At 40.1% G+C, this 22,216-nt stretch carries 23 protein-coding genes; 14 read left to right on the top strand and 9 right to left on the bottom strand.

The window, feature by feature from the left end:
- Window positions 1-27: 27 nt before the first annotated feature.
- The gene (locus tag M1E93_RS18825; RefSeq protein WP_004924193.1) at window positions 28-1,194 is read left to right on the top strand and encodes a nucleotide sugar dehydrogenase; all 1,167 of its coding nucleotides are present in this window, start codon (window positions 28-30) and stop codon (window positions 1,192-1,194) included.
- Between the two features lie 162 nt (window positions 1,195-1,356).
- On the top strand, window positions 1,357-2,061 hold the full coding sequence (locus tag M1E93_RS18820; RefSeq protein ID WP_230084717.1) for a lipopolysaccharide core heptose(II) kinase RfaY: 705 nt from the start codon (window positions 1,357-1,359) through the stop codon (window positions 2,059-2,061).
- Window positions 2,062-2,090: 29 nt separating this feature from the next.
- Here the strand turns inward: M1E93_RS18820 and thiM are convergent, their stop codons facing one another.
- Window positions 2,091-2,861, bottom strand: coding sequence for a hydroxyethylthiazole kinase (thiM, locus tag M1E93_RS18815; protein WP_104873119.1), 771 nt, complete (start codon window positions 2,859-2,861; stop codon window positions 2,091-2,093).
- A gap of 48 nt (window positions 2,862-2,909) precedes the next feature.
- A complete protein-coding gene (locus M1E93_RS18810; RefSeq protein WP_040132607.1) occupies window positions 2,910-4,112 on the bottom strand; it encodes an ROK family protein in 1,203 nt (400 codons plus the stop codon).
- Window positions 4,113-4,299: 187 nt separating this feature from the next.
- Here M1E93_RS18810 and M1E93_RS18805 point away from each other — a divergent pair, with 187 nt between their 5' ends.
- The 3 genes from M1E93_RS18805 to M1E93_RS18795 all read left to right on the top strand — a co-directional run bounded on the left by M1E93_RS18805 (window position 4,300) and on the right by M1E93_RS18795 (window position 7,462).
- A complete protein-coding gene (locus M1E93_RS18805; RefSeq protein ID WP_004924203.1) occupies window positions 4,300-5,118 on the top strand; it encodes a purine-nucleoside phosphorylase in 819 nt (272 codons plus the stop codon).
- A 56-nt stretch (window positions 5,119-5,174) separates the two neighbouring features.
- Window positions 5,175-6,110 (top strand): EamA family transporter, encoded by a 936-nt coding sequence (locus M1E93_RS18800; protein ID WP_004924207.1) that lies wholly within the window; start codon window positions 5,175-5,177, stop codon window positions 6,108-6,110.
- Window positions 6,111-6,208: 98 nt separating this feature from the next.
- Window positions 6,209-7,462 carry a nucleoside permease gene (locus M1E93_RS18795; RefSeq protein WP_104873120.1) on the top strand — a complete coding sequence of 418 codons (1,254 nt, stop codon included), beginning with the start codon at window positions 6,209-6,211 and terminating at the stop codon, window positions 7,460-7,462.
- Window positions 7,463-7,523: 61 nt separating this feature from the next.
- Here the strand turns inward: M1E93_RS18795 and M1E93_RS18790 are convergent, their stop codons facing one another.
- The 4 genes from M1E93_RS18790 to M1E93_RS18775 all read right to left on the bottom strand — a co-directional run bounded on the left by M1E93_RS18790 (window position 7,524) and on the right by M1E93_RS18775 (window position 11,897).
- Window positions 7,524-8,654, bottom strand: coding sequence for an ABC transporter substrate-binding protein (locus tag M1E93_RS18790; protein ID WP_104873121.1), 1,131 nt, complete (start codon window positions 8,652-8,654; stop codon window positions 7,524-7,526).
- Window positions 8,655-8,991: 337 nt separating this feature from the next.
- Window positions 8,992-9,783 carry a glycosyltransferase family 32 protein gene (locus M1E93_RS18785; protein ID WP_426207051.1) on the bottom strand — a complete coding sequence of 264 codons (792 nt, stop codon included), beginning with the start codon at window positions 9,781-9,783 and terminating at the stop codon, window positions 8,992-8,994.
- Window positions 9,784-10,066: 283 nt separating this feature from the next.
- A complete protein-coding gene (locus M1E93_RS18780) occupies window positions 10,067-10,873 on the bottom strand; it encodes a glycosyltransferase family 25 protein (RefSeq protein ID WP_158660872.1) in 807 nt (268 codons plus the stop codon).
- Window positions 10,874-11,033: 160 nt separating this feature from the next.
- Window positions 11,034-11,897, bottom strand: coding sequence for a YicC/YloC family endoribonuclease (locus M1E93_RS18775; RefSeq protein WP_014657191.1), 864 nt, complete (start codon window positions 11,895-11,897; stop codon window positions 11,034-11,036).
- 122 nt (window positions 11,898-12,019) lie between these two features.
- On the opposite strand from M1E93_RS18775, the gene rph reads away from it, so the two are divergent.
- Both rph and pyrE read left to right on the top strand, forming a co-directional pair.
- Window positions 12,020-12,733 carry a ribonuclease PH gene (rph, locus tag M1E93_RS18770; protein ID WP_004924220.1) on the top strand — a complete coding sequence of 238 codons (714 nt, stop codon included), beginning with the start codon at window positions 12,020-12,022 and terminating at the stop codon, window positions 12,731-12,733.
- A gap of 116 nt (window positions 12,734-12,849) precedes the next feature.
- Complete coding sequence (gene pyrE, locus M1E93_RS18765; protein ID WP_004924221.1) at window positions 12,850-13,491, top strand: orotate phosphoribosyltransferase; 642 nt, start codon at window positions 12,850-12,852, stop codon at window positions 13,489-13,491.
- 213 nt (window positions 13,492-13,704) lie between these two features.
- Here pyrE and slmA read toward each other — a convergent pair whose 3' ends face one another.
- The 3 genes from slmA to coaBC form a co-directional block, all read right to left on the bottom strand.
- Window positions 13,705-14,304: a nucleoid occlusion factor SlmA gene (slmA, locus tag M1E93_RS18760; RefSeq protein ID WP_004924223.1), complete on the bottom strand. Its 600-nt coding sequence runs from the start codon at window positions 14,302-14,304 to the stop codon at window positions 13,705-13,707.
- Window positions 14,305-14,837: 533 nt separating this feature from the next.
- Complete coding sequence (gene dut, locus M1E93_RS18755) at window positions 14,838-15,293, bottom strand: dUTP diphosphatase (protein ID WP_004924226.1); 456 nt, start codon at window positions 15,291-15,293, stop codon at window positions 14,838-14,840.
- Complete coding sequence (gene coaBC, locus M1E93_RS18750; RefSeq protein WP_040132604.1) at window positions 15,280-16,485, bottom strand: bifunctional phosphopantothenoylcysteine decarboxylase/phosphopantothenate--cysteine ligase CoaBC; 1,206 nt, start codon at window positions 16,483-16,485, stop codon at window positions 15,280-15,282. The genes dut and coaBC overlap by 14 nt, the downstream gene beginning before the upstream one ends.
- 181 nt (window positions 16,486-16,666) lie before the next feature.
- Between coaBC and radC the strand changes: the two genes are divergently transcribed.
- The 7 genes from radC to waaO all read left to right on the top strand — a co-directional run bounded on the left by radC (window position 16,667) and on the right by waaO (window position 22,212).
- Window positions 16,667-17,335 (top strand): RadC family protein, encoded by a 669-nt coding sequence (gene radC, locus M1E93_RS18745; protein ID WP_004924233.1) that lies wholly within the window; start codon window positions 16,667-16,669, stop codon window positions 17,333-17,335.
- A gap of 251 nt (window positions 17,336-17,586) precedes the next feature.
- Window positions 17,587-17,823 (top strand): 50S ribosomal protein L28, encoded by a 237-nt coding sequence (gene rpmB, locus M1E93_RS18740; RefSeq protein WP_004924239.1) that lies wholly within the window; start codon window positions 17,587-17,589, stop codon window positions 17,821-17,823.
- Window positions 17,824-17,834: 11 nt separating this feature from the next.
- The gene (gene rpmG, locus M1E93_RS18735) at window positions 17,835-18,002 is read left to right on the top strand and encodes a 50S ribosomal protein L33 (RefSeq protein ID WP_004924244.1); all 168 of its coding nucleotides are present in this window, start codon (window positions 17,835-17,837) and stop codon (window positions 18,000-18,002) included.
- Window positions 18,003-18,199: 197 nt separating this feature from the next.
- Window positions 18,200-19,264: a lipopolysaccharide core heptosyltransferase RfaQ gene (rfaQ, locus tag M1E93_RS18730; protein WP_104873123.1), complete on the top strand. Its 1,065-nt coding sequence runs from the start codon at window positions 18,200-18,202 to the stop codon at window positions 19,262-19,264.
- Between the two features lies 1 nt (window position 19,265).
- Entirely contained in the window at window positions 19,266-20,390 is a 1,125-nt protein-coding gene (locus tag M1E93_RS18725) for a glycosyltransferase family 4 protein (RefSeq protein ID WP_102780907.1), read from the top strand.
- Window positions 20,383-21,180, top strand: coding sequence for a lipopolysaccharide core heptose(I) kinase RfaP (gene rfaP / locus M1E93_RS18720; RefSeq protein WP_053110678.1), 798 nt, complete (start codon window positions 20,383-20,385; stop codon window positions 21,178-21,180). Before M1E93_RS18725 ends, rfaP begins: the two co-directional genes overlap by 8 nt.
- 24 nt (window positions 21,181-21,204) lie before the next feature.
- Window positions 21,205-22,212 carry a lipopolysaccharide 3-alpha-galactosyltransferase gene (gene waaO, locus M1E93_RS18715; protein ID WP_104873124.1) on the top strand — a complete coding sequence of 336 codons (1,008 nt, stop codon included), beginning with the start codon at window positions 21,205-21,207 and terminating at the stop codon, window positions 22,210-22,212.
- Window positions 22,213-22,216 lie beyond the last annotated feature (4 nt).

Here is a 22,216-nt window from a genome sequence, read left to right as displayed (position 1 = left end):
CACTAAGATGGATTTGAGAGGTCAGTTTTGAAAATAGCAATTGCGGGTACAGGCTATGTGGGTCTGTCCAATGCCATGTTACTGTCACAACACCACGAAGTGGTGGCAGTCGATATCATTGCCGAAAAAGTGGCGATGCTTAACAACAAACAGTCGCCAATTATCGATACCGAAATCGAGCAATTTCTACGCGAAAAAACACTCAATTTCCGAGCGACACAAGATATTGTCGAAGCCTATACTGGCGCACAATATGTGATTGTGGCGACTCCCACTGACTATGACCCTAAAACCAACTACTTTAATACCAAGTCAGTGGAATCGGTCATTCACGACGTGCAGAAAATCAATCCTGCCGCCACTATCATTGTGAAATCCACCATTCCGGTTGGCTTTACTGAGCGCCTACGTGAAGAGTTTGGCTACACCAATGTGATTTTCTCGCCTGAGTTTTTACGCGAAGGCCGTGCACTTTGGGATAACCTGCACCCTTCCCGTATTGTGGTAGGGGAGCGCTCTGAGCGGGCAGCGATTTTTGCTAACTTGCTGCTGGAAGGAGCCATCAAGAAAGATGTTCCGGTGCTGTTTACTGACAGCACAGAAGCCGAAGCGATTAAACTGTTTGCAAACACCTACTTGGCTATGCGCGTCGCCTATTTCAATGAATTAGATACCTATGCAGAAAGCCGCGGTTTGAACGCACGACAAATTATTGAAGGGGTGTCATTAGACCCGCGTATCGGTAGCCACTACAACAACCCCTCTTTCGGTTACGGCGGGTATTGCCTCCCTAAAGACACCAAACAGTTGTTGGCAAACTACGATGATGTGCCGAATAACCTGATTAACGCCATTGTGGAGTCTAACCGCACACGTAAAGACTTTATTTCCGATGCGATTATTGCCAAAGCGCCACGTAAAGTGGGGGTATACCGTTTGGTGATGAAGGCAGGCTCTGATAATTTCCGTGCCTCTGCGGTGCAGGGCGTGATGAAACGTATTAAGGCCAAAGGTATCGAAGTGATTGTGTATGAGCCGGTGCTGAAAGAAGATGAGTTCTTCCGCTCGAAAGTCTACCGTGACCTTGAGGCCTTTAAAGCGGACAGCGACATTATTTTGGCTAACCGGATGGTGCCTGAAATCGAAGATGTGGCGGATAAAGTGTATACCCGCGACCTATTTGGTAACGATTAATTCCCTTATTTTTTCTGATCTATCACTAGCCAGCTGTTATGCTGGCTAGCTCACAGTGGATACTTGCCATTCTTTAACTATAATCTGCAACAATCGCTAAGAAATGAATGTAGGTAATTGTTAGCATTGGTTGAAACAGATGGTACGGTGAAATGGCGAGCAATGAAAAATATAATAAAGTCACAAAAAAATGGGTATCAGGTTTATCAAAAAGAGAGTGATATAGATTATTGGCAAGTCATTGATGATTATATCCAAGGCAAAATTGTTGGTAAAAATCTCAATAGTGGCAATATGGAGCGCAGTGTCGCTCGTATTACGATTAATGGGAAAAACTACATCATTAAGTGTGAAAAAGAGCGCGATAGTCGTTTAGAAAAGCGAATTATGCGTATGGTGCATGGCCCTTATTTTTCCCGCCTACTTTATCGTTTAGTGCGTGCGCAAAATCAAGGTTGTACTATCACAAATGATATCTATTTTGTGGCCGAAAAGATGCGCTGCCGAGAATCCATTGAAACATGGATTATTGCCGAATATGTTGAGGGCACAGTACTTTCGGAGGTCAGCGATATCACGCCTTATTACCCCGAAATAGCAGCACTTATTAACCAACTCCATGCTTATGATTTAGCATCGAATGATATTCATGCAGGTAATCTGGTGCTCACCGATAATGGACTTAAAATTATCGATTTATCAGACTTTGGTCATCTCGCGATTTGCAAAGCGAATGACTTAATTGCATTAAAACGGTTTTATGGTATCGAACCTGATAAAAAGAATTTTATGTACCAATTTATCATGTTGCGAAATAACATGCGTCATTGGTCGCGTAAAATACGTGGTAAGAAAACGCGTTTATAAATGTCGCGATATACGCCATTAACGCTGATTTAGCGTGATGATAATGCGTCCAAAAATTCAGGCACAAAGCTACCCGTTCCACGACAGCGTTGCTTTGCAATTTCGCCTGCTTGTTTCATGATGGCACATGTATTCGCGATATTGGCTAACCGATCTCCGGGTAATGCACAGCTTGCCGCAACAACGGCAGATAACCCACAACCGGTACCGACAACACGGGTCATTATTGGGTGGCCGCCAGAGATAGCCATCGTTCTTTGACCATCGGTAATATAGTCAATTTCTCCACTTATCACGACAATGGTTTGGGCTGTTTGGGCAAGAGATTGGGCGGCAGGTAGGGCATCATTCGTGGTGTTTAATGAATCGACACCTCGACCACCTTGGTTAAATCCTGCTAGCGCCATAATCTCAGACGCATTACCACGAACGGCAGTTGGCGATAAAGCCAGCAGTTCATGACTAAAGCGGGTGCGAAAGGTCAGTGCACCAGCCGCAACGGGATCTAACACCCATGGCTTTTCAGCTTTTTTAGCACTGTGTACCGCTAATGCCATGGCATTTTGGCGGTTTGCGGTCAATGTGCCTACATTAATTAATAAACCATCAGCAATAGCAGCAAATTGCTCCGCTTCTTCGGGTTCAATCACCATTGCAGGGGAACAGCCGAGGGCTAATAAAATATTAGCAGTAAAGGTTTGTACAACGTCATTGGTCATACAATGGATCAGGGGTGAATGTTCAATAAATCGCTGCTTAGTTTTTGAAATTTGCTCTTCTGAAGTCGTTTCAAATTGCATCACTGTCTCCTATGTCACCTGATCTCGCCAGTCTTTGTTAACCTAAAATTAATCCGCCAAATAATTTTCTAATACCATTCCACCCGCACCTTGAGCGACGACTTCATAGGAGTCATTTGCTGGAAAAATACGGGTTTTAATATGTGGAAATGCAGCCATTTTCGCTTCTATCGACTTTTTCGTCATGGCAAAAAAATGGTTTTTAGGTGTCAATGTACCACCACATACCACAACATCCGGCTGTAATGTTAAAATAGCGTTTGCAATCGCAAGGCCATAATAATAGGCAGCTTCCTCTAGCACTTCTAAACATAATTTATCATCCATAGCGAGTGCTTGGAAAATAGTATGATAATTAATCTCCGATTCAGTGCTGACTAACTGATTAATGATTGAAAATTTTCCTAATCGAATTTGCTGAATAATGCGTGCTTTTATGGCCGATAGCGAACTGTATTGTTTTAAGCATCCATAAGAGCCACATTCACATCTTAACCCTCGAATATCAATCGTCGTGTGACCAAAAGCTTGAGCGGTACTGATTGGCGCAGGGGCAAAGGTATTATTGATGATGGTACAGCTACGTATGTCCGTATCACAAGTTGTAAATAAAAAACGTTGGCTTTTTGAATGATACCTTAAACGGTATTCGGCAAGCGCGGCAAAGGTGATACCACTGCCCAGTGTCACAAAACAGGGCACTTTATTATCAATATAATTGAATAGGCTACTGATCCGCTCATCATATTTAGTAAAGTCGACCTTATCTCGTTCTAGAATATGATCAATGGCGATGCCAATACCCAGTATTTTTTCGATTGTTAATTGGTGCTCAGATAATAACTGTTCAACTTTGATCAATAGGTGATCCAGCATATTTTCTGCTGTCTCTAGCTGTTCATTTTTTATTTTCAGCATGCCTAAAATATCTAATTTTAGGTTAAGCAACATAATGGTTGAGTAGAGATCGCTCATCTCAATCCCAACAACATACCCATCATCCGAGTTGATACTATACAATATTGGCTTGCGTCCCCCCGTTGATTCCCCCAATTCCGATGTCGAAATTAATTGGCTTTTACTTAACTCATCAAGCAGTCTTGCACAAGTCGCGGGTTTCATACTGGCTAATGATGATAGCTCTTCTGCTCTTACTGGCCCATGATTCAGGATTAGCCTATACAGCATTTTGAGTTTACGAGTTTTTGAATTTTTCGAGGTGCGAAATTCATTCAATAGTGTAAGTAACAAGTCATCACCTTTTTCTTATCAAGACACGCCGCGTCCAAGATTAGCAGATCTGCTCAAAAAATCCTGCTGTTTAAATAAGATCATAGCGAGAATCTTTTTCTTAAAATGAGATTAAGATCGCTGATTGATTTTTAAATTACTTTATCATCACCTCATTCACTCTTTTGGGCACGATCCGGAGATTTCCATGCATAACACCAATGATATTTTAGAAAGCTTGCGTTTTATTGAATCACGTACAGCGACAAAACCAACGATTGGTATCATTTTAGGGTCTGGTTTGGGGCCATTTGCCGATACATTAGAAAATGCAGTCCATATCCCGTATAGCGAGATCCCACATTTCGCTAAGTCCGAAGCGGTTGGCCATGCGAATGAATTGGTGATCGGTACTATCGCAGGTAAAAATGTGGTCGCAATGAAAGGCCGTTTTCATTATTACGAAGGTTTTTCTCTCGACCAAGTCACTTTTCCTGTGCGCCTGATGAAAGCATTAGGTGTCGAGAAATTGATCATTACCAATGCTTGCGGTGCCGTCAATACTGACTTTAACCCCGGTGACCTGATGGTTATCACTGACCATATCAACCTAACTGCTAATAACCCGCTGATAGGGCCAAATAACCCGGAATTAGGTGTTCGCTTTTTGGATGTGAGCGAAGTTTATAACAAAGAGTTGCGCCAAGTGATCCTTGATGTTGCCAAAGAACAAGGCGTTTCGCTGCGCCAAGGTGTCTATGCCTGGTGGACTGGCCCGACTTATGAAACACCAGCCGAAATTCGCATGATTAGAACCTTAGGGGCGGATGCCGTCGGTATGTCAACCGTACCGGAAGCACTGGTCGCTCACCATTCACAAATCAAAACAGTGGGTATTTCCTGCTTAACCAATATGGCGTGTGGCATTTTAGAGCAACCATTAAGCCATGATGAAGTGATTGAAACTGCCGAGAAAGTGAAGGCGACATTCTTGAAATTAGTCACTGGCGTGATCGCTCGCTTCTAACTTATTCTCAAAACAATATAAAGAGTGCCATAGAACACCATGTAGGTAGGTATGAAATGAAATTAAAGGGGTTAGTTTTAGTTTCACTGGGCGCTTGCAGCTATGGCATTTTGTCAACATTGGTTGTATTGGCTTATCAGGCCGGATTTTCTTTGAATGATGTCATCGGTAGCCAAACCGTGCTAGGGGCGGTTCTGCTCTGGCTATTTGTTTTGATTGGCTCCGCCATTAGGCGAAAGTCACTCAGTTGGCCATCGAAGAAACAATCAATATTGATGTTATTGACGGGGACAACAACAGGATTAACTGGGCTATTGTATTACGCATCATTGCAGTATTTATCTCCTGCTTTAGGTGTTGTGCTATTTCTGCAATTTACTTGGATGGGGGTGGCGATAAATACGGCTGTAACTCGCCGAGCTCCTACAGCAATGACGCTGGTGTCAGTATTATTTATCTTAATTGGTACGACATTCGCTACGGGGTTGCTTAATACGATGCATATCCAATTCCATTGGTTAGGTGTTGCATTAGGTTTATGTGCTGCTTTGTCGAATGCGATACGTGTCTATGTGAGTGGTGCACTCGCGGTGAAAACCGATCCTATGATGCGTTCCGCAATTATGGTAACGGGGGGAGCGATACTCACTTCAGTCATTGTACCTCCTACCTTTTTATGCCATTTCTCAACATTTAACTCACTCTTTTTTTCTTATGGATTACCCTTAGCCTTTTTTGGCTCTTTTTTTGGTATGTGGATGTTTGCTAAAGGAACTCCACTTATCGGAACGAGCCTTGCGACAATTTTAAGCTCAATGCAATTACCTGTAACAATCTTGCTGTCTGTTACCGTCTTACATCTACCTCTCGAATTCATTCAGTTTGTAGGCGTTGCCATTATCTTATTCGGTGTCACTATTGCTGAAGTGAAAATAAAAACAAATAAACAAATGCTCTTGAATAAACTGAGGCGCAGTAAGGCGACACGTTAATCAACGTTTAAACTCATCGAACAATATGTCCCGTATGAGTTAGCCAATAATGCTGCCAACCTAAAGAATGACGAGTATAACTCCAAATGGAGACTTGTATGAATATTAAAACCCGCTTAAAAATTATGTTGTTTTTGCAATATTTTGTCTGGGGAAGCTGGTTAGTGACGCTCGGTGCCTATATGATGAAAACACTCAATTTCTCAGGTGCCGAAGTCGGAATGGTTTATAGTTCTAAAGGGATTGCCGCCATTTTGATGCCGGGCATTATCGGAATAATTGCAGATAAATATATTCCCGCGAATCGGTTATATATGATCTGCCATATTATTTGTGCAGGCTCCTTATTCTACGCTGCAACAGTTACTGACTCGACATTGATGTTCTGGATCATGCTAATTAATGCGATGGCATTTATGCCAACCATTGCTTTATCCAACTCAATTAGTTACTCCTCATTAAGCCAATACCAATTAGACTCTGTGGCTAATTTCCCATCAATCCGAGTGTTTGGTACGGTAGGTTTTATTATTGCTATGTGGAGCATTAGCTTATTAAAATTTGAATTAAGTAGCATGCAGCTCTATATCGCAGGAAGTTGTTCGTTATTGTTGGCACTATATTCTTTGACACTACCTCATATTGCCGTGAATAAAAAAGCTATCTCAAGTAGTTGGGTCAGTAAACTGGGCCTTGACGCTTTGGTGTTATTTAAAAAAACTATTATGGCTGTCTTCTTTTTATTTGCGATGTTATTAGGCGCTGTTTTACAAATAACCAATACGTTTGGCAGCCCATTCCTACATGATTTTGCTCGTGACCCGCTATTTCAAGATAGTTTAATCGTACAGTATCCATCTATTTTACTGTCTATCTCACAAATGGCAGAAGTTGGTTTTATTTTAGCCATTCCATTTTTCTTGAAGCGTTATGGCATTAAAACTGTCATGTTATTAAGTATGTTCGCTTGGACATTAAGATTTGGTTTCTTTGCTTTTGGTGACCCTTCTGCAATAGGTTTAATGTTCTTGATCTTATCCATGATTGTTTATGGATGTGCTTTTGATTTCTTCAATATTTCGGGTTCTATTTTTATTGAAAAGGAAGTTGATAATCGAATGAGAGCAAGCGCTCAGGGGCTATTTATGACAATGGTCAATGGTGTCGGCGCTTATTTTGGGGCGATATTAAGTGGTCTCGTCGTTGACTACTTTAGCGTCGATGGCGTAAAAGATTGGCATACCATTTGGCTTGTTTTTGCCTCTTATACTGTTGTTCTTGCTGTTATTTTCTACTTCACGTTCCACTACCATCATGATAGGGAAGGTGAACTTGCAGCAGCAAAAGGGTAATGTATTTTATTCGATAGGAGATAAACTGCCCCCTACAATTGGAGGGCAGTTTGCATAATCATTAATGTTCAGCTTGAGAACCCCAAATTGCTTTTGAAACTGGGATTGTCGTAAATTCCTTAATGATTTGATTATAGGTTTCTTCAGGTTTCAGTGACTTAAATTGTTCGGGATAGATGAATTTCGCTAGATACTCCATACCGACAATATTGTAAGGGTGGTTATAAAAATTATGGTAAACGCCATATAGGCGGTTATTTTTTACGGCACTGATTTGGTTAAAACCAACACGTTTTTTGAGCCGTTCAAAGCCACGTTGATTTTCGTCTTCAGTTACGCCATAACCAAAGGGTGCTGCAATATTATTTTTATTGACCCAACGAGAGCCTGTAACAATATAGACATCAGGCTTAGTGGCAATCACTTGTTCTAAAGAGACAGTACCAGAAGCGCCAGGCAAGAATTGGCTACCAATATTATCTGCACCAATTGCCTGTACTAACCCACCCCAACCTGCGTTGTTATGGGTGAAGCAGCAGCTATCGCTACCATTTGCGCCCGCTTTGGCTTCAATAAAAACACGAGGTTTATTTTCAATTTTTGTAGTCGTTTTCTGGATATCAGACAAGCGTGTGTTGTAGAAATCAGTATATGCTTTGGCCTCTTTTTCCTTATTGAGCACTAATCCAAGTATATCGACGCTAGCTGGCGTATTTTTGACGGGCTGTAAGAAAGTATCAATATATAGGACAGGAATATTGGCATCTTTTAAGCGGCTGACAACACCTGAACCTTCTAAGGCTGGCTTTGCACGCAGTTGCGCAATTAATACATCCGGTTTTTGCGCAATAACCACTTCTGTATTGACCTCACCTTTATCATTAAACCCCATGTCTGGGATTTTCTGCATATCCTCTTGCCATTTTTTCTCCAGTAACGTTACTGTTTGTGGATCAGATTTTTTAAGGTTGTTGTTCCATGCAACAACACGACTAAATGGATCGTCCCTATCAAGCAAAGCAAGGGTTAAAATATCTCGACCATCCTGTAGCACAACACGTTTAGGCTCTTGCTTTAACGTGATTTTTTGACCGTCCATATCGGTGATTGTGATTGGATAAGTCGTTGCTAATGCTGAAAATGAGAGTGATGTGATAAATGTTATTGAGAGCAGGTGATTAACTATCTTCATATTTAGACCCCTTTTGAGCAAGATTAGATAATAACAATTATCATTATCATATGTAAAATGTCCGGAACAATAACCTATAATCTTTTTCTATTTATTGATGAGTTAATGTTTTTTTTGATTTAATTCATCAGGTTATAATCTTAATCATTTGAATAAGTTTTCGGGTGGCGTTAAGAAAGAGAGGAGAAAAATGTACCTCGATTAGCGGAGAAGTACGCTGTAAGCGACTGATGGTAGGATGATATTTGCAGTTGAATAAGGAGGGTGGTAAAAATTGTATGAATATTTAATAAATGACACACTCTACAAGCAATTGAGTGTGTCTAATAATACGTTTCTAATTACTCTTAGAAATCAAGACATAGGAGATGACTTTTGAAAAATTAACCTTCAGTAGTATTTTTTCATTATGAAGTAATGGATAATCCCCTTTATCTCTGGATTTTTTAAATCGACTAATAATAAATTTATTGAAAATTTTTAATTTATCCTTTCTTCTGTGAGAAGGTAACCAAGAGCCACTAAAATGGTGGATAGAAAAGTTAATCTTATTATATTCAGGGCTGCAAAAGTAATAAGATGGGTAGATGACTACTCCTTCAGCTAGATGAGATTCTTGGGTACCATCATAGGGAGGGTTGAGACCAAACTCACTGGAAAAATAACGGCTAATTTTAAATGTATTGGGCTCTAATATAAGTTCTCCGTCGACTTCAAATTTTACATTATCATAGTCGGAAAGTAACGCTTTAACTACAGAAGAACCTTTTTCTGACCTCATAGCTGCAGTAATGGGTAAGTATTTTCCATTGTACTGCTCATACCCGCTAAAAAATGTTAAATTCAAGAAGCGGTCAAAACTTTGTGTGACTTCAACATCACTATCAAGGTAGATACCTCCATAATTATAGAGGGCATAAAGCCTTATATAGTCAGAAGCAAAAGCCCATTTTTTATTTTTTATAGCCTCGTTGACATAAGTGTTATTTATTGTTTCTAGGCAGTCATTACCCCATTCCATGATCTCATAATCAGGAAGGTGTTGTTTCCAAGTTTCAATACAATCTAACACAAACTGAGGTTTTGGGTTATTACCAACCCAGATATAATGTATTATTTTAGGTATCAAAATTTATTCCTTGGCTCTCATTCTCTGCTATATATCATTGTGAAATAGCTGATTATTTTACTCACAAAAAAGAAAAAATTACGAGTTTTAAGATAATTTTTAGGAAAATTTAGCATTTCAACTCAAAACTAACTCTTAATAATGTATTGTTTTTGCTCAGTATCTTTGATTGAGCTGACAGTGCTCTAACCTCTAAAGGATTTTACAAATTTTTTTGAATTTTGGTTTATTTTATAATTACGTTATCTTTTATCACTATGTATGGTAAAGAATATTATACATATTACCATTTTAGTGATCTAAAAAATCTTCTTATCTGCAGTAACCATAAGGAAATCCTATTTTCAATATAGCCTTTCTTTCTCCTTGTTGTACTTGGTTTTATTCTGTATTTTTCGATATTACTGTTGTCAGCAGTCAACAATGGGTGTTTAATTATTTCAGTAAGAAAATACCCTTTAACTATTTTTTGATTGTAGAATAAACTCCATGCATCAGCTACGTAATAAGCTTCTTCAAATAATTTGACAAGTTTTTCGCATTCGTTCCGGTGAATTAGATAACAACATGTTCGGGCCAGTTTGTTTGGCTTATACGTCACTTTTCTAAATGTAATATCACCTATTTTAATTTTATTAAAAAAGCTTAGGGAAATACTTTGTCTCGTACGTAACCCTTCTTGACCACCTAATAAATAGATATGTTCTTTTTTTAATAGAGATGTTTTTCCATTTTCTAATTCATGGATTAGATACGATAATTGAGCATCAAGTATAGCATCATCTTCAAGGATAATGGCCCATTCAATATCACTATTAATGATAGTTTTATAAATTAATTGATGGCTTAAACTACATGCAACCTCATTAGCACAAGATGGTTTATTATAATTATAATTCAAAGAATTGAGATAATCAGGCTGTAGGTCTTTCCCCTCTATAGCATCCACCATTGTCCACGGTAAATTTTGTATTGACAGAGCATGTGTAATTTTTTCTCGTCGTTCAATATCCTTCTTTAGTGAAACGATGAAAATAGGAGTTACATTTTCCTTACTCAATTTAGCTTGTTTGTTATTACTCTGTATCATACAAAATGCCTTCTCTATGATCATTAATCACTATAAAACAAGTTACAGCATACTACTTTGCTGAAATCTTCATAATTCATTGTTATTTACATAAAAATAAATTTTTCGGACTATAAGCCAATAACTATGATAGGTTATTGGCTTAATATCAATATTCACATCACTCAATATTCTGAATTTGCTCTCTCATTTGTTCTATCAAGACCTTTAACTCAACTGCAGAGTTAGTCACTTCACTATTGATAGACTTTGACGCTAATGTATTGGATTCACGGTTAAATTCTTGCATCATAAAATCTAAACGTCGGCCATTTGCATCTTTCTTTTTAAGAATATTGCGGGTCTCTTTAACATGAGCTTCAAGCCTATCAAGCTCTTCAGCGACATCAATACGTTGAGCGAGCAAAATCAGCTCTTGCTCTAAACGATTACTATCGACTTGAATATCAGCCTCTTCTAACTTCGCCTGTAAACGGTCACGTTGCCATTGTAAAATTTCAGGCATATGCTGACGAACTTTGGCTACTTCCACTAAAACACCATCAAGGCGCTGCTCAATAAGAGCGTGTAACGCAGCACCTTCAGCTTCTCGACTTTGAATGAAAGCATCTAAGGTCTCATCAAGGCCAGCTAATAGCTGCTCACTGATAGCATCTAAATCTTGCTCCTCAGCGGACATAACGCCTGGCCAGCGCAGAATTTCAAGTGGGTTAATTTCACCTTCGTGACTGTAGTTTTTCACCCAGTTAGCCGCACTAATAATTTGGCGAGCTAGATCCTCATTAAGGATAAGCTCTCCACGTTTTGCACCATCTAATTCAAAACGTAAGTTACACTCGACTTTACCGCGAGTAAGGCGTGCACGGATCCGCTCGCGGATCACCGGTTCAAGGCTTCGAAATTGTTCAGGTAGGCGGATATATGTTTCTAGGTAACGTTGGTTTACGGAACGCAGCTCCCAGGCCGCACTCCCCCATTCACCCTTGATGTCACGGCGGGCAAAAGCGGTCATACTACGGATCATAATTCGTTCCTATCAAAATGAATACTAGAAGGATTATAGCGCTATGCGCGATGTCAGGATAGGCATTATCGGTTTAAGGACGTATAATGCGCGGCAATTAAGTTGAAAATGGAGATAACACCATGCGTCCAGAAGGCAGAATGGCAGACCAAATGCGTCCGATTAAAATATCACGCAACTATACTAAGCATGCGGAAGGCTCTGTTCTTATTGAGTTCGGCGACACTAAGGTGTTATGTAATGCAACAGTAGAGGAAGGTGTACCTCGTTTCCTAAAAGGGCAAGGTCAAGGTTGGGTTACCGCTGAGTATGGCATGTTACCTCGCGCAACCAACTCACGAAATCAACGTGAAGCAGCCAAAGGGAAGCAAACAGGCCGTACAATGGAAATCCAACGCCTGATAGCACGCTCTCTACGTGCTGCGGTTGACCTTAAAAAATTAGGTGAGTACACCATTACCTTAGATTGCGACGTAATACAAGCCGATGGCGGAACACGTACCGCTGCAATTTCAGGTGCTTGCGTTGCGTTGGTTGATGCCCTCAATAAAATGGTTGAACAGGGTAAACTTGCACAAAGCCCACTAAAATCTATGGTTGCAGCAGTTTCTGTCGGAATCGTTGATGGTGAAGCATTGTGCGATCTTGAATATGTCGAAGATTCAGCAGCAGAAACCGATATGAATGTTGTGATGATGGACGATGGTCGCATGATCGAAGTTCAGGGAACAGCAGAAGGTGAGCCGTTTAGCCATGATGAGCTTTTATCCTTATTAGCGCTAGCAAAAACGGGGCTAGGATCGATTTTTGAAGCTCAACGAGAAGCGTTGAAATAAAGTTATTTTTAATAGGCGGCTGAAATAGTCGCCTTTTTTATGTTCGGCGATTTGGTAAATATCGCCAGAGATATGCAACCTAATATATAGATGTTAACGATTGAGGAGATTGACCCATGAAAGCCTATCAGCGCGAATTTATAGAACTTGCCATGAAAAAACAGGTACTAAAATTTGGTGAGTTTACGCTGAAATCAGGCCGTAAAAGCCCTTATTTTTTTAATGCGGGTTTATTTAATACGGGGCGTGATTTGGCATTAGTTGGTCGTTTCTATGCCCAAGCGCTTAAGGAAAGTGCGATTGAGTGTGATGTGCTGTTTGGGCCTGCTTATAAAGGCATACCGATTGCCACAACCACGGCTGTCGCCCTTGCTGAGCATCATGATGTGGATATGCCATATTGCTTTAATCGTAAGGAAGCAAAAGATCATGGTGAGGGAGGCACTCTGGTTGGGAGCCCATTACAGGGGCGTGTTGTTGTGGTCGATGATGTGATTACGGCAGGTACTGCTATCCGTGAGTCGATGGAAATTATTAAGCAACACAATGCAACGCTAAATGGTGTTCTGCTCTGCCTTGACCGTCAAGAGAAAGGGAAAGGTGAGATCTCTGCTGTACAGGAAGTTGAGCGTGATTATCACTGTAAAGTGTATTCCATTATCACCATGAGCGACTTGATCGCTTATCTGGCTGAACGTGAGGATATGCAGCAACACCTTATTGCGATGAAAGCTTATCGCCAGCAATATGGTATTTAATGTATTACACGTTGTTGGCTTTAAACAGAGCCGGAAATTAAGGGTGACTTGCCATAGTTACCCTATCAGTTTGCATAAAAGATGCCGAAGTAGCAGGCCTCTCTCTACAAGCAGTACTTTAGCTTTCAGTGAGTGTTAACTCAGGGAAATAACCTACTAAAAGAAAAAAGCCCTCGCCCAAAGAGTGGGCGGGGTGAGTAGTAGTTTAATCTGTTATTGTAACTGAGCTAAAATTAAAGGCCAGCGAGATTCAAATTCTACCGTTGGGCGATAGCGAAATTCTGAACGGACAAAACGCGATAGCATCCCTTCACAAAAAGCAAGTAATTGCGTTGCCAATAGGGATTCATCATGGATAAAGCCTTGACCGTCACGTATTTTTTTCTCTTTTAATACCTGCCGTAGCTGTGACTCAATCCGTTCAAAGAGCTGATTGATACGCCCTTGTAGCCTATCTTGCTCAAACATGAGCGCATGGCCTGTCATAATACGGGTTAGGCCAGGGTTTTTTTCTGAAAAACCTAAAATAAGCGCTAAAATCAATTTAATACGAGTTAACGTATCTTTTTCATCATTCAGGATAAGATTGATACGCGATACTAAAGAGTCCTCAATAAACTCAATTAAACTATCGAACATTTTGGTTTTACTTGGAAAATGTCGATAGAGTGCGGCTTCTGATACACCAACATTTGCCGCTAGTTTTGCGGTTGTAATTCGTTGACTACCATCACTACTTTCTAACATCAGCGCAAGTGATTGTAAAATCTCTTCGCGCCTGTTGCGTTTTTTTGTTATCGCTTTTTCTGCCATGTCTGATAAGACCCCTGCTAAAACAGCAAAACAAACTATCTAAAATTTTGCCCTGAGTAAATAGCCATCAAAGGGCAAAAAGAAGATAAAATAGGACGGTTTGTATGAGAGCTTATTAATTCCAAAGGTCTATTCTTGTTATCTATGGTTAGATGCACGCTCGTAACACCTCGTGTTAAATGAGGATATAACTATTCCTTGTTGTTGGAACGCTTTAAATCCTCTGAACACATTAGCGTATCAGCCCTCAATACGGTAAGACTTGAGGTTTTTTGTTAGAGATATCAAACAAACGTAGCACAACACATTCAACTCATCATTATTGTTAGCATTATTAAGACCCGTTACATCAACGGATCTTTTGTCGTGATAAACAAGTGAGGGTTGAATAACAATACCCCTGGTAACAGAGCCCTTTTACTATAACGACACCGCCTATTTTCCGGTTAATTTACTGATAATTTTATTTTTATTCCGCCACTTAACATAGCGTTGATATTACCAGTAAAGCTTTGAATTAGGATTATGCAGAATTATTGACGACCTGAATGACCGAAACCACCGGCTCCACGCTCTGTAGCATCAAAGTCATCGACGATATTAAATTCTGCTTGAACAACGGGTACAAAGACCATTTGAGCCATGCGCTCACCTGGTTCTATTGTAAAGGTCTGGTTGCCTCTATTCCAAACAGACACCATCAGTTGGCCTTGATAGTCAGAGTCAATTAAGCCTACTAAATTACCGAGTACCACGCCGTGCTTATGACCTAGGCCTGAACGAGGGAGGATCACCGCTGCAAGTTGCTCATCAGCAATATGGATAGCGAGGCCAGTAGGAATTAGTTCAGTCTGACCGGGTGCCAAATCAATTGGCGCGTCAAGGCAGGCACGTAGATCTAACCCTGCGGAGCCAGATGTCGCATAAGTTGGTAACGGAAATTCATTACCAATACGGGGATCAAGAATTTTTAGATCAATTTTTTTCATAACGTTGAAGTATCTCGTCTAATAAACGGTGGCTTAATTCAAGTTTACTACTGTGTGGTAAACGGACATCACCAAAGGCATCGAAAAGATGTAACGCATTATTATCACTGTTAAAACCATTATCAGCGAGAGAAACATCATTCGCGCAAATTAGATCCAACTGTTTTTGTTGGCGCTTTTGGCGTGCGTATTCTTCCACATTTTGGGTTTCGGCTGCAAACCCAACCACATAAGGGCGATTTTGCGTTAACTGACCAACACTCGCAACAATATCTGGGTTTTTAACTAATGTAATGGCAACTTCATCACCTTGCTTTTTGATTTTATTTTCTGCGATGGTTTTTGCACGATAATCAGCAACGGCAGCACAACCAATAAAGATATCCTGTTGTGCAATAGTGTGGTGGACTTGCTCATACATATCGAGAGCGCTGATAACATCAACCCGTGTGACTCCGGAGGGCGTTGCTAAATTCACTGGACCAGCGATTAAAGTGACTTGTGCCCCTCGTTGGCTTGCCGCTTCGGCGATTGCAAAACCCATTTTCCCAGAACTGTGATTACTGATAAAACGGACGGGATCTAAGTCTTCACGAGTAGGCCCAGCAGTAATCATGATTTTTACACCTTGTAAGTCTGTTCGAGAGCGGAAATGCTCGCAAGTTAGGCGTACTATCTCGAGTGGGTCTATCATTCGACCCGGCCCAACGTCGCCACAGGCTTGGCTACCATTATCTGGACCCCAGATAATATATTGACGTTGTTTCAGTTTAATTAAATTTTCTTGTGTTGCGGTTGCCCGATACATTTGTTGGTTCATGGCAGGTACAACAGCAATGGGGGCTGCCGAAGCTAAACAAATTGTCGTGAGTAGGTCATTAGCCATACCTGAAGTGACCCGAGCAATTAAATCTGCGGTAGCCGGCGCTAATATGATGATATCTGCCCATTTGGCCAATTCAATATGGCCCATTGCGGCCTCAGCAGCGGGATCAAGTAAATCATCAGAGACAGGATGACCGGAAACCGCTTGTAGCGTCAAAGGGGTTATAAAGGCTTTTGCACCATGGGTCATAACAACACGAACTATTGCGCCTTCATCACGTAACCGACGGGTTAGTTCAGGAATTTTATACGCGGCAATACCACCACTAATGCCGAGAACTATTTTTTTACCTAATAGCTGTGTCATGGTTCTATCCATCTAATTATCGTGAAGAGCATCTTATCATATCAGAAATATCGTTGAGAGCACTGTATATATCATCACCCTTTTATTTTTGCGAAGCGCTACGCAAATTCACCAGTTATGCGTTGTTGTGCCTATCGTCTGCATATAAAAGTGGGAGCGCAAAAGGAGAAATAGGGGGGTGATGATGGAATATGAAGAGAACTTACAGCCAAGGGAAAAACTGTTAGCTTATGGTGCGGTAGCACTGACTGATGTAGAGCTATTAGCGATTTTTTTACGAACAGGTAGGCAAGGGGAATCAGTAATTGAACTTGCGGAACGTTTGCTCAAAGAGTTCGGTTCTTTATACCTTCTTTTACAAGCGGATTACTCAAAGCTGTCGAAATGCAAGGGAATTGGTGTGTGTAAGTTCTCCCAACTTCAGGCAATTAGTGAGCTGGCACGCCGGTTTTTTGCTGAACAATTTTTATATGAAGATGTGATATCAGACCCAAACCTATTAAAAATGAGGCTAGTCGAGCTATTTTCTGGTCAAGAAAGAGAGGTTTTCACCGTCTTATTTTTGAACAATCAACATCAAATTATTAGCTACGAAGAGTTATTTAGGGGAACGATCAATCGGGTAGAGGTGCATCCTCGAGAAATCATTCGTTTTGCAATGAAAATGAATGCCAGTGCGATTATATTGGCACATAACCATCCTTCAGGTAACCCAGAGCCGAGTGACGCTGATAGGCAAGTGACGTTTCGTATTAAGGAGGCTTGTACTTTAATGGGGATTAAATTACTTGACCATTTTGTTGTTGGGCATAAAAATTGTGTTTCGTTTCTTGAACGAGGGTGGTTGTAAAAGCATTTTTTGACTAAAAAATGACAACTTTTGCCGCATTGGGCTTGAGTGAGAACGATTGAAAGCGTATACTACGCCACCTTTGAGGATCTTGGGTTTGGCGAGAAGAGCCTATCTCAGTAAATTTTTTTACTAAGATGATAACATTCTTTTCAGTCAATAAAGTTTGCTGAGATGGGCTCCTAAGCCTGACGAGGCGGCCATACCCAGAACAAAAAAGCTCGAGCTGATTAGATTTTTGGAGAATAGACATGTCACGAGTCTGCCAAGTTACTGGCAAGCGCCCAATGAGCGGTAACAACCGTTCACACGCATTAAACGCGACCAAGCGTCGTTTTTTGCCAAACCTGCACTCTCACCGTTTCTGGGTTGAGTCTGAGAAACGTTTCGTAACATTGCGTGTATCTGCTAAAGGCATGCGTATTATCGATAAAAAGGGTATTGATGCTGTTCTTGCTGAACTGCGTGCCCGCGGTGAGAAGTACTAAGGAGCTAAAAAATGGCTAAAGGTATTCGCGAGAAAATCAAGCTGGTTTCTTCTGAAGGTACTGGTCACTTCTATACCACTACGAAGAACAAGCGTACTATGCCAGAAAAACTGGAAATGAAAAAATTCGATCCAGTTGTTCGTAAGCATGTAATCTACAAAGAAGCAAAAATTAAATAATTTTTGTTTTCTTATAAAAAACCCAGCTTTGGCTGGGTTTTTTTATTTTAAAAATCAAAAAGCTATGACGATAGGCATTCAAAGCTATATCGATTATTACTAAAGTAGTAACATGTTTATTATTGATTGAATTAATAGTGTTAGTTTTTGTCAAAGAACTATGTCATTTTACGTATAGATATAATTAAGAGTGTCTGGTGAAAAAACAGTTTAAAAAAATTCTTGTTATCAAGATGCGGTTTCATGGGGATATGTTACTGACGACGCCCGTCATCAGTACATTAAAACAAAACTATCCTGATGCCGAGATTGACGTGTTACTTTATCAAGATACGATCCCTATTTTGTCTGAAAATAGGGAAATCCATGCCTTATATGGTATGAAAGGTAAAAAGGCTAATGGTCTAAGTAAAGCATGTAATTTTATTCGTTTATTATTCAAACTACGCCGTAATAAGTATGATTTAGTTGTGAATCTAGCCGACCAATGGATGGTGTCTCTTCTGGTGCGTTCTATCCCTGCCCAAATGAAAATCTCCCATAAATTTGGTCATCGAGATTCCAAATATTGGCTAAATAGCTTTACACACTTGACCGAGCCTCATGGTGAACACGTTGTTATGAATAATCTTTCTGTGCTTGAACCGTTAAAAATAACGAATCTAAAAACCAATTTAACGATGTCATACACAGAAGAAGATTGGAAAAATATCGATCAAAAGTTATTAGAGCTAGGTGTACACAGCAGTTATGTGGTGATCCAGCCAACCGCACGGCAGATATTTAAATGTTGGGATGATGAAAAATTTGCACAAGTCATTGATGCATTACAATCTCGTGGGTATCAGGTTGTTTTGACCTCAGGACCAAGTAAAGAAGACCTAAACTGTATTGAGACGATTGCTTCTCATTGCCAAACTAAGCCTATTACTGAATTGGCAGGTAAAACGACGTTTCCTGAGCTTGGTGCCTTAATTGCGCATGCCGCGTTATTTATCGGGGTTGATTCAGCACCGATGCATATTGCAGCGGCTGTAAATACACCAATAGTGTGTTTGTTTGGCGCAACGAATAATGTATTTTGGCGTCCGTGGAGTGATAATGTTGTGCAGTTTTGGGCGGGTGATTATGAGGCGATGCCACCAAGAGAAAAGCTCGATAGAACTAAAAAATATCTTTCTATCATTCCCGCATCTGATGTTATTGAGGCAACAGAAAAAATGCTGCCTATGAATATTCGTTCAATAATGACAAGGTTCTGAGATGATTTTGGCATTTTGTCTGTACAAGTATTTTCCATTCGGTGGTTTGCAGCGTGATTTTTTGCGTATTGCATTAGCATGTCAGGCAAGAGGACAGCAGATCCGCGTCTATACTCAATCATGGGATGGTGATAAACCTGCAGGGTTTGAAATTATCATTGTGCCTGTGACTTCTAAAACCAACCATGGACGTAATGCGCAGTATTGTGAGTGGGTTCAGGCACATATTAAACAACATCCTGTAGCTCGTGTTGTTGGCTTTAATAAGATGCCGGGCTTAGACGTTTACTATGCAGCGGATGTTTGTTACGCAGAAAAAGTCGCCAATGAAAAAGGTTTTTTCTACAAATTGACGCCTCGCTATAAACATTATGCCCAGTTTGAAAAAGCGGTGTTTCAGACAGGAAAGCCGACTAAGCTATTAATGTTAACACCTCATCAAATTGCACATTTTAAAAAACACTATGCTACAGAAGCGTCGCGTTTTTATATGCTGCCGCCGGGGATTGCGCAAGATAGAAAATACGATAAACAAATCCCCAATGCGCGGCAAATTTATCGAGAGAAAAATCAGATACCTCAGTCAGCGTATTTGTTGTTGCAGGTCGGTTCCGACTTTAAGCGTAAAGGGGTCGATAGAACCTTAAGAGCGATGGCTGCATTGCCTGAGGAGATTAAGAAAAATACGTTATTAATGGTAGTTGGGCAGGATAAGCCTGAAAAATATCAGCGTCTAGCAAATACACTGGGTATAGGTAAACAAGTCTCCTTTTTTAGTGGGCGTAATGATGTTGCTGAGCTAATGGCAGCGGCTGATATCTTAATGCATCCAGCATACCAAGAAGCGGCGGGTATTGTGTTGCTGGAAGCTATAACAGCAGGTTTACCCATTATTGTTACGGAAGTTTGTGGTTATGCTTCATTTATTGCTGATGCTCAATGCGGTATTGTGATCCGTGAACCATTTGAGCAAAAAACGTTAGATTCTGCGCTTTCAGAAAGCCTGCAAAATAAACAACAATTAAAAAATTGGGCAGAAAAGGCGCGGCATTTTGCGGATACAGAGGACTTATATAGTTTACCTGAAAAAGCGGCTGATATTATTTTAGGACATCTAGATGATTGAACTTAAAACACCTTTTAGTGAGCTATGGAAAAATAAAGATCCTTTTGTTGAAACTGAGCAGTTAGAAGGTGAGGTTTTTCGTCAGCTAGAAAGTCGCAAAACATTGCGCTTTGAGCTTGGTGGTGAGAGCTATTTTATCAAAATCCATTATGGTACAAGCTTAAAAGAGGTGTTAAAAAACCTGTTTTCATTAAGGCTACCAGTATTGGGGGCTGATAGGGAGTGGAACGCAATTCATCGGCTAACAAAAGCGGGTGTGGATACGATGGATGGCCGTGCATTTGGGCAAAAGGGTGTGAATCCGCTACGCCGCCATTCCTTTATTATTACGAAAGATTTAACGCCAACGGTGAGTTTGGAAGATTACTGTGCAAATTGGCCAAGCCTAGCGCCTGATTTTAGAGTTAAACAATTGATTATTCGCCGTGTTGCTCAAATGGTACGTAAAATGCACGCCGTTGGTATTAATCACCGCGACTGTTATATTTGCCATTTTTTACTACACTTGCCTTTCTCAGGTGAAGAGCAGGATTTGAAAATCTCGGTGATAGATTTACATCGAGCGCAACTTAGAAAGAAGGTTCCAACTCGTTGGCGTGATAAAGATCTTATTGGGTTATACTTTTCTTCATTAAATATCGGCCTAACAAGCAGAGATATTTTCCGTTTTATGAAGGTTTACTTTGATTTGCCTTTACGAGAAATTTTAAAAGAAGAACAAGCTTTGGTACTCAAAGCAGGAAGCAAGGCAAAAAAAATCCAAGAGCGTACAAAACGCCGTGGTTTATAGATAAACAATTTGTTGGGGTCTTATATGGTCGTTGAATTTGATAAAATGATACAACAAGTTATTCCACTCGGTGTGTCAGATTTAGATATTTCATCTTACTTTCATGTCGCATATGGCATCGATCATAATTTTTTATATGGTTGTGGCGTATCTATTGCCTCATTGTTGATGCACAATGAGCACACCAATTTTTCTTTTCATGTATTTATAGACGATTCAATTAGTGATACTGATTTGGTTCGGTTTAGGGAGCTCAGTGACGACTATAATGTACAAATTACCCTCTATATAATTAATTCTAGTAGTATAAAAACACTTCCTACGACTAAGAATTGGACGCATGCTATCTATTTTCGATTTATTGTTGCAGAATACTTCATCAATAAAATAGATTATCTATTGTATTTGGATGCCGATGTTGTTTGTAATAATTCGATTGAGGGGCTTACTCAGTTAGACTTACAAAATAAAGTAGCCGCGGTTGTCACTGAACGAGATGAAAATTGGTGGAAAAAACGAGCTCAAACTTTAGGTTTCCCCGAAGTATCCGCAGGATATTTCAATAGTGGTGTGATGTATGTAAATTTAGCCGTTTGGGAAGAAAATCAGGTTACAAAAAAATCAATGTCATTACTTATGGATACGAATATTAATCATAAGATTAGTTATCCTGACCAAGATGTGTTGAATATATTATTAGCAGATAAAGTCGTTTATTTGGATGTTGTTTATAATACACAATTTAGCTTAAATTATGAGTTAAAAGATCAATTTCACTATCCTGTTAATCAAAATACTATTTTTATTCACTATGTTGGACCAACTAAACCTTGGCACGAATGGGCTACCTATGAAACAGCCAAACCTTTCTCTGATGCTCGATCAGTGTCACCTTGGAATAACGTACCATTATTAAAGGCTAAAAATAGCAACCATTTGCGTTATTGTGCGAAGCATATGTTTAACCAAGGTAAATTATTTTCTGGAATCAAAAATAGCATTCAATACTTTTGGGCTAAATTAAGTAATTAATCAT

The organism is Providencia sp. PROV272 (genome assembly GCF_049901975.1).
Taxonomy (GTDB): domain Bacteria; phylum Pseudomonadota; class Gammaproteobacteria; order Enterobacterales; family Enterobacteriaceae; genus Providencia; species Providencia stuartii.
This window is presented reverse-complemented; position numbering and strand designations above follow the sequence as displayed.

What these genes read in the sequence shown, in the direction of transcription:
- M1E93_RS18820 (WP_230084717.1), top strand. Translation starts at nt 1,357, where the DNA reads ATGAAAAATATAATAAAGTCACAAAAAAATGGGTATCAGGTTTATCAA.
- thiM (WP_104873119.1), bottom strand. Translation starts at nt 2,861, where the DNA reads ATGCAATTTGAAACGACTTCAGAAGAGCAAATTTCAAAAACTAAGCAG.
- M1E93_RS18805 (WP_004924203.1), top strand. Translation starts at nt 4,300, where the DNA reads ATGCATAACACCAATGATATTTTAGAAAGCTTGCGTTTTATTGAATCA.
- M1E93_RS18800 (WP_004924207.1), top strand. Translation starts at nt 5,175, where the DNA reads ATGAAATTAAAGGGGTTAGTTTTAGTTTCACTGGGCGCTTGCAGCTAT.
- M1E93_RS18795 (WP_104873120.1), top strand. Translation starts at nt 6,209, where the DNA reads ATGAATATTAAAACCCGCTTAAAAATTATGTTGTTTTTGCAATATTTT.
- M1E93_RS18790 (WP_104873121.1), bottom strand. Translation starts at nt 8,654, where the DNA reads ATGAAGATAGTTAATCACCTGCTCTCAATAACATTTATCACATCACTC.
- M1E93_RS18780 (WP_158660872.1), bottom strand. Translation starts at nt 10,873, where the DNA reads ATGATACAGAGTAATAACAAACAAGCTAAATTGAGTAAGGAAAATGTA.
- M1E93_RS18775 (WP_014657191.1), bottom strand. Translation starts at nt 11,897, where the DNA reads ATGATCCGTAGTATGACCGCTTTTGCCCGCCGTGACATCAAGGGTGAA.
- rph (WP_004924220.1), top strand. Translation starts at nt 12,020, where the DNA reads ATGCGTCCAGAAGGCAGAATGGCAGACCAAATGCGTCCGATTAAAATA.
- pyrE (WP_004924221.1), top strand. Translation starts at nt 12,850, where the DNA reads ATGAAAGCCTATCAGCGCGAATTTATAGAACTTGCCATGAAAAAACAG.
- slmA (WP_004924223.1), bottom strand. Translation starts at nt 14,304, where the DNA reads ATGGCAGAAAAAGCGATAACAAAAAAACGCAACAGGCGCGAAGAGATT.
- dut (WP_004924226.1), bottom strand. Translation starts at nt 15,293, where the DNA reads ATGAAAAAAATTGATCTAAAAATTCTTGATCCCCGTATTGGTAATGAA.
- coaBC (WP_040132604.1), bottom strand. Translation starts at nt 16,485, where the DNA reads ATGACACAGCTATTAGGTAAAAAAATAGTTCTCGGCATTAGTGGTGGT.
- radC (WP_004924233.1), top strand. Translation starts at nt 16,667, where the DNA reads ATGATGGAATATGAAGAGAACTTACAGCCAAGGGAAAAACTGTTAGCT.
- rpmB (WP_004924239.1), top strand. Translation starts at nt 17,587, where the DNA reads ATGTCACGAGTCTGCCAAGTTACTGGCAAGCGCCCAATGAGCGGTAAC.
- rpmG (WP_004924244.1), top strand. Translation starts at nt 17,835, where the DNA reads ATGGCTAAAGGTATTCGCGAGAAAATCAAGCTGGTTTCTTCTGAAGGT.
- M1E93_RS18725 (WP_102780907.1), top strand. Translation starts at nt 19,266, where the DNA reads ATGATTTTGGCATTTTGTCTGTACAAGTATTTTCCATTCGGTGGTTTG.
- rfaP (WP_053110678.1), top strand. Translation starts at nt 20,383, where the DNA reads ATGATTGAACTTAAAACACCTTTTAGTGAGCTATGGAAAAATAAAGAT.
- waaO (WP_104873124.1), top strand. Translation starts at nt 21,205, where the DNA reads ATGGTCGTTGAATTTGATAAAATGATACAACAAGTTATTCCACTCGGT.